Origin of the sequence: Fuerstiella marisgermanici (assembly GCF_001983935.1) — a bacterium.
Classification (GTDB): Bacteria; Planctomycetota; Planctomycetia; order Planctomycetales; family Planctomycetaceae; genus Fuerstiella; species Fuerstiella marisgermanici.
In genome coordinates, this window is sequence record NZ_CP017641.1 from 2139511 (window position 1) to 2150708 (window position 11198).

Below are 11198 nucleotides of genomic sequence, written 5' to 3' on the forward strand. Positions count from 1 at the left end.
AACGCCTGTTGCCAAAGGGCGAAGGAATGCCGAGGGCCTGACGCACAAACCATTTTAGGCGACCGGAACCACTGGTTTAGGTCGCCGTTTCCGGTAAAGAAAGAAGAATGCAATTGCGATGCCGCCGGGGTCAATCAGAACGTCGGAGAATATGCCGCCACGCTTTGGAACGAAGGTTTGATGTCATACGTCAGAGGCGGCATAGAGCACACAAAGGGCTGCCGCGATGATTAAGTTTCTGATCTTGCGATGCTCGGAGAAAGCGTCGATCGCCATTGTTGCCAGAACCATAAGAATCGCAAACTCAGTGACGTGCCAGCCCTTCACGATGAAGAGCCACGAGGCGCCCCAAAATAGCTGGAATCGCCGGAACGACGCCGGGTCATCGAAGACATCGGCGCGAAACCATGTGAAAAACGCCTGAGGGGTGATGACAGTGGAAGACGTGGCGAAGATCGACGCGGCCCAGAGCAGGCAAATCAGTAGAACCAGCCAGCGCCGATTGGTCATTACGGTAGGTCGCCTAACGGAAGGTTCTCGCTACAACGTCACTCCATTAGTGAACGGTTGGTGCTAAATGACCGAGCGTGATTATGGGACAGTTGTTCAGGCGGCGACATTGTAATGTTGCTTTTTCCGGTTTCGGTTGGTTAGGTATTTGCGAACATCCTCGATCAACTGATCCATCGTCTGATGAGTGTGGTTGCGGGTCACGTTTGCATGCAGGTCCAGCCATGTCCGTTCAATCCGATTGTGATCGGGACAGTAGGGTGGCAGGAAGTGCAACTTAAGTCGCTTGCCCTTTGGGCTGTTCAGAGTCAGCTGCACCATCTTCGTGGAGTGAATGCAGTAGTTGTCCAGAATGATGTGAATCTTCTTCGCACGAGGATAGGTTTCCAGCAGCGTCCAGAGCATGTCAATAAGCAACAGACTATCCTTTCGGTCAGCCTCGACCCATGTCACCTTGCCGGTGCGAGGATTCAAGGCACCAGCGAGGTACCGCTTCTTATTCTTTCCGGGCGTCAGCACGGTTTTCTGCTGCCCGGGAAGCATCCAGTCCAGACCGATCTTGGGGTTCAGGTGAATATCAACTTCATCTTCATACACCAGGACTTCGTTCGATGGCAGCGTCGCTTTCAGCGTTCGAAGGGCCCTGAGACGCCTGTTTTTCGCGGCTTTTGACCACGGACAATTCACTGTCGGTTTGGGGCGACCGCGGCGAGCACCGATGTGCTGAAGCGCCTTGCTCATGGTTGAAGGATGGATCGAGACGCCCGTCAAACGGGCCATCGTGACCACGAGCAACTCTCGCGTCCAGGTCGGGCGTGGCCACCCGAACTGTTGCGGTGACGAACCGACCAGTTTGATCAGTGAAGAAAGAAACTCCTCGTCAATCTTTCGCTCACCATTGTCTTCACGCCGGTCCGCCAGGCCTGTTTCTCCGAACTCGTTGAACCGCTCCGCCACACGATACACGGTCGAACGGGATACTTTCAGTTGCTTGGCTACCTCGGAAGGTGGCGTCCCCTCAGCACACGAAAGTACGATCAAATACCGAATTCTCATCTGTCCGTTCTGACATCGTCGCATGTGCTGAACAAGTTTCCGCTTGTCGCGGCGACTCAGGCGTGAAACAATTCCTTCCATGGGAATTCCTCCTTGAAGTGTTTGGATGCAACCATAATTATTACTTCAAGGTCAGGGATTCCCATGTTCCTTCACACCCCCCGCGCCCCACGATTCCGCTCGGTCATTTAGAGATTGAGAAATCGCATTCGCCGAGTGAGACGATTCCAGACGGAAGTCATGTTCCACAGTCGTCCGGGGAATTTCAGGCGCCGCCCGTAAAAATCAGAATTGAGTCTGCCGCTAAGAAATCCCAAGCACGAGCGTCGCTTAGGGAACTGCTTGCGGATACGAATGGTGGTTTCGTCGAGCTGGACGAACTCGACGTGATCAAGGCTGATCCTCACACGGTTGTCATTCCGCTTGGTTCCGGCCAGAGCGCGCTACGATTCGGCCCCGAGGCCCACGTCGCTCATCACCGTGCGTTTCAATTCACGTCCACGACGCATGTCAGCCATGCTTCTCTGCTGCCTGATATTCCCGGCAGCCTCTCAACCGTGCCTGGCGAGGATAGCAACAGCACCTCTTCGCGTTGGATCCAGACGACCGTCATCCTTATCGCTATCGGATTGGCAGCCAGTTCACCAAATCGCAAATCACGAGCTCGATCGAACGGGCGTTGAGGTCGCCGTTTCTAAACCGCACGAATGCACTTCGCTGAGTTCGAGATCAACCTGTGCTACGACTTCGTGGATCAGGTGGGGGGATGGCGGTGAGAAAGTGTAGCGATTGGCCAGCGGGAAAGGCAGCGCTCTGGTTTGAAGGACGGATCGCAGGAGCGTGGCTGGCACCTCACGGCGAGGGTTGGTGAGGCGCTCTCAGAACTCTGTTTGCTACTTCGGCTCCGAAGACCAAAGACGTTCCCTTGTGCGTTGCCGACGCTGGCAAAAGCCCAGATTTTCCGAGGCCTTTGATTTCAGCTGCCTTGGAGAATGCGTTGTTCAGGCGCAGAGGATGCGTATTAGTGGGGGAACTCGATCAGAATTCCAGACTGCGTGCGGGGCGACGTCCAGGTCGGCTTCGCCAGCCCGCCCCCGGTTCCGAAGGCCAGCGGTTGCCGCCTGATTCGTGAACCTTTTTCAGATTCGACTTGTCTCATCCTGCGAATTCGCAAGAATTCAGAAAGTTCTGGGCCGGAGTGACGCGCTTCGGCATTCGGAAGCCCGGATCACAGCTTTCTGCAGGCTGTGCGAAGGGGAACTCAATTCAATAGAAAGGAGGTGATCTGGTGAATGATTACTGTAGTCCTATTCGAGGTGGTGCCGCCACGTGACGGTCGGCGGGCTGTCCACTCGGCAGCCACCAACTCAAACCAGATCGCCAGATCAGTTTGAGAAACAAGTTGACGGCTCTGGAAGTCACCAGTTGGCATCCAGGGCCGTTTTTATTTTCCCGGTCAGTATCGATATCTATTCTTAGGCACGGCGCAGAAGTGTCAGAATTCCGGCATGAATTTCTTAGCTCACGGCTATAAATATCTTGATCGTCCGTTGTTCATGGCGGGCACTGCCGTGCCGGATTGGTTAAGCGTTATCGATCGCAAGGTGCGAGCTCGCAGCCGACTGGTAGCCCCGGTGGTGGAAGCTTCAAACGATCCGCAGGTTCGTGAGATCGGCCTTGGCATTTTGCAGCATCACGCGGACGACGACATCTTTCATCGCTGTGCGTTGTTTCAGCAATTGGAAGCGGAATTGAGTTCCGGGTTCCGCCGCTTTATGCCGGACCGCTACGATCATCGGCCCGGCTTTCTGGGCCACATCACGGTCGAACTGCTGCTGGACGCGACGCTGGCCGCGGCAGACACATCGTTACTCGACCGTTATTACGACGTGCTGGCTGAAATCGATGCCGTCGATTTTGAGGCCGTCGTGAACACGATGACCACACGTCCCACGGATAAACTGGTTCGACTGATCGCCGCCTTTCGCAAAGAACGTTTTCTGGACGACTATTTCGACGACGAAAGGCTGCTGTACCGGTTGAACCAGGTGCTGCATCGAGTCAAACTTCCGGCGGCTTCGGATGATGTGATCGAAGTGCTGGCCGCTGCCCGCGATACACTTACGCAACGCGGTCCGGACCTGCTGAAAATTGTCGCCAATGGTAGTTAGCTCACAAATGCAACGAAATTTTGCCGACCTGCAAAACGGCCCCTTCGACATGCTGATCATCGGCGGCGGCATCTATGGAAGCTGGACCGCCTGCCACGCCGCTCGCAGCGGCCTGAAGGTTGCGTTGATCGAAAAGGACGACTGGGGCAGTGCAACATCGCAGTCGTCGTCGAAGCTGTTGCATGGCGGACTTCGGTATCTGGAAACCTACGAATTCGGCCTCGTTCGCAAATCGCTGCACGAACGTCGCGAACTGAACCGGCTGGTGCCACATCTGGTGCGCCCTCTGCGCTTTTTGTTGCCCGTGTATCGAGATTCCCGAGTCGGCCGGTGGAAGCTGAAGGCCGGTTTGTGGATGTACGACCGGCTTGCCGGGTCTGGTCAACCGGTCGGCCCGCATCAGTCGTTTTCTGCTCAGCAAATCGTGCAAACAGAACCGGCGTTGGCCGCTGATCAGCTTGTCGGCGGATTCAGTTACGGCGACTGTGGCACCGATGATGCTCGCCTGACCCTGGAAGTGGTCGCCACAGCAATCGAAGCGGGAGCCGTCGCCTGTAACGACGTGACCGCACAATCGCTGCTCACGGAAGGCGATAAAGTCACGGGCGCGGTCGTTCGCGATAATTCCACGGGCGCAGAAGTGGAGGTCTCAGCAAAAGTCGTTGTCAACGCGGCAGGACCGTGGGTGTTTCGACAATTTGGCCTGGAACAAAACACAGATGATGTGCGGCTGACCAAAGGCGTTCATCTGGTCATGCCGGCTTTGCATTCTGACCACGCTGTGTTGCTCACTTCGAAGCAGGACGGTCGCGTGTTCTTTTTGATCCCGTGGTACGGTCGGACGCTGCTGGGCACCACAGACACAGATTTCAAAGACGACCCGGCCAGTGTGCGAGTGGAACCAGACGACATCAGCTATCTGCTTGCTGCGGCCAACAGCTACTTAAAAACGCCGTGGACGACCGACGATATTATCGCTGCGTTTGCGGGCCTGAGGACTTTGCAAAACGAAGCCGGAAAATCGGCGTCGAAGGTTTCGCGCGAATGGGCGGTGGAAGAAACGAAGCGAGGTCTGTTTACCTCGGTTGGCGGAAAGTACACCTCGGCTCGCGTTGACGCGGGCGGGATCCTGGAAGCCGTCATGCCACGAATCGGCCGTCAGTGGGACGGACTGAAAGACGCCGCCCCAACCGTCTGGTCTCCACCGCAACCGTTCGCGAAATGGCTAAGTGATACAATCGCTAAGGCAACTTCAGCGGGCATCGACGCCGCCACTGCTCAGCAGTGTGCTCGCCGCTACGGCTCACGCATGGCGGATCTGATTTCGCTGGTGCAGGCGACTCCTGACCTGGCAAAACGGATCGCCGAAGACGTGCCATTTTGTCGCGCTGAGATCGTGTTGTCCGCACGAGACGAGATGCCTCGTTCACTGGACGACCTGCTGCGTCGGCGAGTTCCGATCATGCTGCTGGCTCGGCTTACCGACGGGATCGTGTCTGACGCCGCATCACTCGCCGCCGAGCCGCTCGAGTGGGACGCCGCCGAACAGCAACGTCAGACGGCCGATGTTCTGAAGGCGGCCGAAAGCTGGAAGCCAGCGGGCTGGTCCGCCTGAAACTGCCGTCGCGAGTTGGACGCATTCGCTCGATCAAGCGGCCTGAGCTTGTTGGTGAGTCTGCGACTCGGCTTCGGGCTGCGGGGGCAGGACAAAGCGAAGTCCGTCGGCCTTGAGTTCCGTGATCACGCGGTCGACGGCTTCAGGCACCCAGCTTCGATTTTCGACGGAGCGATTCCAGTCCGGCTCCAGTTTTTTCTGAGGGCACAAATTGCCATCGTGAAAGACGAACATGCCACCCCGAAGACGCCTGGCATTCTCCAGCATGATGTCGACGACAGGCCGATAATCCTTCGGGCCGACACGAGTGTCCCAGCCGTAGTGTGTGAGCAGCACCTGCTGAACCGAAGTGCGCTTCACCGCGCGGCGAACAGCGGGCGTGACGATGCCAAACGGAGCTCGAAACAGTGTTGAGCGATAATCAGGAAGGCCCACGGCTTCGCCGATCGCTCGATCACAACTACAGATTTCGTCAATCAGCGTGGCCGTGTTTTGACGCACCGGATGTTCGTGATGTTGCGTGTGATTGATCAGCAAGTGCCCGGATTGGTGCATCCGACGGACAACTTCAGGATGCCGTTGCACCTGATCGCCGACAACGCAAAAGCCCGCCTTTACCGAATGCTGTTGCAAAATGTTCAGCAAGCTGGGCGTGACGTTGTCCTGCAGGTTGGGGCCGTCGTCGAACGTCAGCACGACTTCGCCAGGCTTCAAACCAACTCGGCGCGGATGGGGTCGCAGAATGGTAAACAGTGACAGCACTCCGATCCCTCCGGCTTAAGCATTGCGTAGGCCCACTTTGTGACGTCGGCAATCGTGGGCGTTTGCCTGTAAGCGGAATGGGGCAAACCGGTGGAATTGGCCGAGTTTACCCGCCACGCAAAACGCGCGCTGCAGCAAGACGGACCGCGAATCGGCAGATGTCTCCGATGCCCCGCCGCTTACGTCGCGTTTGGTGCATTCAGGCCGAGTGTCACGACTGGCAGTGCGTCGTTCAGACTTCCCGATCGAAAGCCAGCAAGATCCACGGTCACTCGGCGAAAACCGTAGCTCAGCAATTCGGCCGTGATACGTTCGCGAACATCGGGCTGCAACAGGCGCGGCAGGTCGTCGACGGGAACTTCAATGCGAGCCAGGTCGTCCGCTTCATGCCGTACTCGAAGTTCCCGAATCCCCGTCAGCGACTTCACAAGCTCTTCCGAGCGTTCGACTCGAAGAACTCGTTCCGGCGTCACTTCAACGCCATAGGCGATGCGACTGCTGAGACACGGTGCGGCCGGTTTTTCGGCAACGGACAGATTCCAATGCGCGGCCAGTTGGCGTACCTGAGTTTTGTTGATGCCGGCTTCGATCAGCGGGCTGCGAACATTGTGTTCTGCCGCGGCCTGCATGCCGGGCCGGTGGTCGCCGAGGTCATCTACGTTCGCCCCGTTGATGATGCAGTCAACGCCCAATTCCGTCAGCTTCGACGACGCCAGCGAATACAGCGTGTCTTTGCAGAAGAAGCAGCGGTTGCCGGCGTTGGCTTGATATTCGGGACGTTGAAATTCGTTAGTCTGGATTTCGACGTGTCGAATGCCGATGAATTTCGCCTCCTGTCGAGCCGTGTGCAATTCTGCTGTCGCCAGACTCGGACTGACGGCAGTCACGGCAACAGCTTTATGGCCATGTGCGTCCACCGCCGCCTTTGCCACGACGGCGCTGTCAACGCCGCCCGAAAACGCGACGGCCACCGGCCCGTACGTGCGCACGATCTCAACAAGGCGCGCAGCAAGATGAGACATGTCTTCGGCGATGTCGCAATTAAGTTGTTCACTCTGCATGTTCATAGCGTATACCGAAAAAGAGTTTCGCACCAGGATGCGAAAAAACCACACGTCGTGACGGCCGCAACGGACGTTCGAGAATTCCGAGCGACGGGCGCTGCATTCGCAGATTCCAGGGAACTAAACATGCCATTCCGCCGCTCCAACCAAAACAGCGACGCAGTCTGTGTGTAACCGCGTGGCTGCACGTCATGTCTTAACGAATCTTTCTGACCTGAGAAATCGACGGGGCTGAATATGTAAATTCGGCGCAATTGGTAGAATCTAAACGTCGTAAACAGTTGGGCAGGATGCTCAAACTACATGTGCCGTAGCACTTACGAATTCTTAACCTTCCTGCAAATAAAGGGGCCCCGGGCATGCCTTCCGCAGCCAGCCTTTTTCGATGGCTTCTGGCCGTTTCAATCATTTCCAGCACTGTCGTTGCTCAGGATGACACAGACGAAGTGGCTTCCGACACGGCTTCAACGGCCGAGAGTTCCTCTGATGACTCCAGCGATGTCATTGAATGGGATCGATTGATCTATGTGCCGTTTAAAGAACTGCAGAAGGTCTTCGACAACCAGAATGCGTCGGCCGTCATTCCCTACGCAGAATATCTGGAACTGCTGAAGAACTACCTCGACCGCGCCCCCAACGCAGCCGCGTCGCCAGATGCCGTGATCACGCAATCCACCTATGCAGGGGCCGTCGAAAAAGACGTCGTGCGATTGACGGCCACGCTAAAGGTGACAGTGCTGAAGGAGAAAGGCTGGGCTCGGCTACCGCTTAACTTCGGCAGTGCGGCTGTCGGCAAAATCACGGCGGATGACGATGAAAAAGTTTTTCTGCGAGGCATCGCGGACGGGCAATACGAGCTTCTGCTAAACGGCCCAGGGCAATACTCGCTCGACATCGAACTTCTGGCCACAGTGAAAACGTCGCCGGAAAGCCGGTCGTTTGCGCTGAACTGCCCGTCTGTCGGAATCAGCGAGTTAGAACTCACGATTCCGGAACCCGATCAATCCATCGAAATCGCCCCCCTTCAGGTGCTGCTGCCAACTGACAACGAAAATCAGCAACAGACAACCGTAAAAGCCAGTCTGGGCGCGACAAAGCACTTCGAAGTGCGGTGGAATCCGAAGGCAGGATCAAAGCCGATTATGGATTTGCTGGCCAGCGTCGCCAACAACACAAGCGTCCGCATCGAAAAGGGCCTGGTCCAGACCACAACGCTGTTGAACTACGAAGTGCTACGAGGGGAACTGACCGAAGTGACCGTCAATGTGCCCGCTGACGCGAGAATCATTGACGTTGTTTCGACGAATGGCCGCATCCGAAACTGGAACGCCGAAAAAATCGGCGAAACTCACCAGCAGCTTCGCATCGAATTATTGACGCCCGCCACTGGACAATTTCAAGTCGGAGTTCAGACAGAACGGACTCCTGATGGCGATACGTTGCAACTGGTCGGCAAGTCAGAAGATGGCAAGCTGCAAGGCATTCATGCGGAAGGAGTTGTCCGCGAGTCCGGGCGCATTTCCGTGACGACCGATTCGTCACTGACAACGGTCGTGACATCACAATCCGGCGTAAAACGCATTGATGCGGCGAGGGCCACCAAGGGCGCGGCGGCTGAACAGCAGGCGTGGGAATTCAGCGGCACAACAGGCACGTTGATCGTGCAAACGAAGCCGGTCGAACCTCGGCTGCTGGTTGAACAGGGCACTCGTGTCGTCTTCGACGATGACGAATTGCGTCTCACATCACAGTTGACTTACACGGTCGAACGAGCGGGCGTGTTTCAGCTAAACCTGTCGTATCCGGAATCGCTGACGATCGACACGGTGCGAGCGGACGGGATGAGTGAATTCAATGTCGATAAGGCAACGGGAAAGTTGACGCTGTCACTGACTCAAAAACGCATGGGCAAAATCAACGTCGATATCACGGCTCATCAGGCATTTGATGCAGCCGCAGACAATGTCGAAACCGAAATCCCAACCATCACGCCGTTGAATGTCGAACGAGAATCCGGGCAGATCGGAATTTTTGCACCTCAGTTCCTGGACGCTGTCACGGTCGACGAAAAGGTCACCGGCGTCTTTCCCGGTCAGGCGACCGATCCTCAAGCCATCGGGCGTGCCATTCGCGTCTCGTCGTGGAAGTACACGCAACGGCCGTTCACACTTACCGTTCGCACGTCGCCCCGGCCCGCTCAATTGTCAGGCAGCGTCGCGACGACGGCGAGTGTCGAACCTGATGTCGTGAAAGTCAGCAGCGTTGTGAAATTCGATGTCCGCAACGCGGGGCTTGACACCTATCGAGTGGCCGTGCCGGAAGCTGTGGCCGACGATGTTCGATTTCGTTCGTTAAACCCCAACCACACGATACAGCAACGCGACAAGGCAACCGAAGCCGAAGACGGTTGGGTGACCTGGACGCTGGTTCTGCAAAATGAAGTCACCGGCGAGGTGCAGGTTGCCGCCGACTGGGAACTGCCGCTGCAGGACATGCTCGACGAAGATGCTGAACAAACCTTCGAACTGCAGCCCGTGCGGATCCTCACACCATTCACCGACGAACAGGGCGACAAACGCAAGGTCACGCTGACTCAAACTCGTGGCGAAATGCGACTGTTGCGGCATGAGTCGTTATCAATTACTGCGACTGGGGCAGGCGACACGATCGAAAAGATCGACGTCCGGGAACTGGAACTGATGGAACAAAGCGGGTACCTGGCATTCCGCTATTTTTCTCAGCCGGCATCGGCGACTGTCACGATTCGCAAGCATGAAATTCACGAAGTCGTGGCGACAGTGGTTTCGAAATCGGCCATTGAAATCGTGACCGACGAGCAAACAATCGCCAGCTACCGTTGCCGTTTCATGATCACCACCAGCGAACGCCAACGACTAAGAATCGACCTGCCTCAAGGAGCCGACCTGCAGGCTCCTTTGCTGAATTCCAGCCGCACCACGTTTGAAGCGGCCACTGATGCGGAAGTCGAAGAAGGCCGGGAAGCGTACTACGTCAACATCAGTCGCGAAGCCACATCGGACGAAGCCTTCCTGCTGACCGTGCAGTTCCGCTGCCCAATCACAGACGCCGATCTGTATCCTTATGATCGTCGGGGCGGTAAACAAGTCCTTCGATTGCCAGCCATCGGTGACAGCAGTGGTGGAACGGTTGTTCAGGAAACACGAGTAGCCGTGTGGGGACCGAAGGACGTGGCTTTTGTGGGAGAACCCAACAACTGGTCCATCATCGGTCGGCAACAGTGGCAGTTGCTGAACCCGCTGGTTTCGCCAAGTGCTCCGCGTGAAGCAGAAGCCCTGAACACATGGATCGGTGGCGGCACAACCGGCGAGTTCGCTCGCCAGGGCAACGTCAGTGTTTATCGAGCCTTAGGCCGACAATCGGTCATCAGAATCACGTGGTGGAACCGCCCGTTTTTGGTGGCCATCATCAGCGGAGCTCTGCTGTTTATCGGCTTCATCCTGCGGCGAACGTCGTGGGAGAACCGCATAACAATGGTCATCATCGGATGTCTCGCCGTAGCCGTGTGGTCGTTGAAGGACAGCTCCGAAACGCTGCAGTTTCTCTCCGCTGGTTCCCTTGGGCTGGTGGCAGTCGCGGGAATCTGGCTGGCGGGCTTATTTGGGGGTAATAGCCACAACCGCGATCACGCATCGCCTGCCGCTGAGCCAGATGCCAGTGGTGCGGCCACTGTGGCGGCCGCAACCTCGCCGGCCCCGGTGATGTCGCCGCCAAACCCGGCACCGACGGCAACAAAACCGACTGAAGCAGACGCATCAGCCAGTCCACCGACGCCACCCGGGACGGTGACTCCTTCTCCTGACGTAAAAAAGATGATTGACGATCTGATGGGAGGGAAGTCGTGATGGATAGCGTAAATCCTCACAAAGCCTATGAAGATGTTTGGGTGGCACAGCCTGCAAGGCTGTGTTGCAAAGCAACAGGAAGCCGGTCTCACGGCCGCAACGCAACCTCAGCCTCAGCGTTTCGTTCACCTTCGAT

At 56.7% G+C, this 11198-nt stretch carries 7 protein-coding genes; 3 read left to right on the forward strand and 4 right to left on the reverse strand.

The window, feature by feature from the left end; all coding sequences use genetic code 11:
* Positions 1-183: 183 nt before the first annotated feature.
* Together Fuma_RS08110 and Fuma_RS08115 are read right to left on the reverse strand one after the other, a co-directional pair.
* Complete coding sequence (locus Fuma_RS08110; protein ID WP_077023679.1) at positions 184-510, reverse strand: VanZ family protein; 327 nt, start codon at positions 508-510, stop codon at positions 184-186.
* Between the two features lie 96 nt (positions 511-606).
* Positions 607-1647 (reverse strand): IS630 family transposase, encoded by a 1041-nt coding sequence (locus tag Fuma_RS08115; RefSeq protein WP_218922409.1) that lies wholly within the window; start codon positions 1645-1647, stop codon positions 607-609.
* A 1427-nt stretch (positions 1648-3074) separates the two neighbouring features.
* On the opposite strand from Fuma_RS08115, the gene Fuma_RS08125 reads away from it, so the two are divergent.
* Positions 3075-3737, forward strand: coding sequence for a hypothetical protein (locus Fuma_RS08125; RefSeq protein ID WP_077023681.1), 663 nt, complete (start codon positions 3075-3077; stop codon positions 3735-3737).
* Between the two features lie 7 nt (positions 3738-3744).
* Positions 3745-5352 carry a glycerol-3-phosphate dehydrogenase/oxidase gene (locus tag Fuma_RS08130; RefSeq protein WP_077023682.1) on the forward strand — a complete coding sequence of 536 codons (1608 nt, stop codon included), beginning with the start codon at positions 3745-3747 and terminating at the stop codon, positions 5350-5352.
* A gap of 33 nt (positions 5353-5385) precedes the next feature.
* Here the strand turns inward: Fuma_RS08130 and Fuma_RS08135 are convergent, their stop codons facing one another.
* Both Fuma_RS08135 and larE read right to left on the reverse strand, forming a co-directional pair.
* Positions 5386-6114 (reverse strand): polysaccharide deacetylase family protein, encoded by a 729-nt coding sequence (locus Fuma_RS08135; RefSeq protein ID WP_077023683.1) that lies wholly within the window; start codon positions 6112-6114, stop codon positions 5386-5388.
* Between the two features lie 179 nt (positions 6115-6293).
* The gene (larE, locus tag Fuma_RS08140) at positions 6294-7181 is read right to left on the reverse strand and encodes an ATP-dependent sacrificial sulfur transferase LarE (protein WP_083731896.1); all 888 of its coding nucleotides are present in this window, start codon (positions 7179-7181) and stop codon (positions 6294-6296) included.
* Positions 7182-7537: 356 nt separating this feature from the next.
* On the opposite strand from larE, the gene Fuma_RS08145 reads away from it, so the two are divergent.
* On the forward strand, positions 7538-11062 hold the full coding sequence (locus Fuma_RS08145) for a hypothetical protein (RefSeq protein WP_077023684.1): 3525 nt from the start codon (positions 7538-7540) through the stop codon (positions 11060-11062).
* The last annotated feature ends 136 nt before the right edge of the window (positions 11063-11198 follow it).

Excerpts from the sequence above, each read along its gene's own strand:
- Fuma_RS08110 (WP_077023679.1), bottom strand. The coding sequence starts at position 510 with ATGACCAATCGGCGCTGGCTGGTTCTACTGATTTGCCTGCTCTGGGCC.
- Fuma_RS08115 (WP_218922409.1), bottom strand. The coding sequence starts at position 1,647 with ATGGAAGGAATTGTTTCACGCCTGAGTCGCCGCGACAAGCGGAAACTT.
- Fuma_RS08125 (WP_077023681.1), top strand. The coding sequence starts at position 3,075 with ATGAATTTCTTAGCTCACGGCTATAAATATCTTGATCGTCCGTTGTTC.
- Fuma_RS08130 (WP_077023682.1), top strand. The coding sequence starts at position 3,745 with ATGCAACGAAATTTTGCCGACCTGCAAAACGGCCCCTTCGACATGCTG.
- larE (WP_083731896.1), bottom strand. The coding sequence starts at position 7,181 with ATGAACATGCAGAGTGAACAACTTAATTGCGACATCGCCGAAGACATG.
- Fuma_RS08145 (WP_077023684.1), top strand. The coding sequence starts at position 7,538 with ATGCCTTCCGCAGCCAGCCTTTTTCGATGGCTTCTGGCCGTTTCAATC.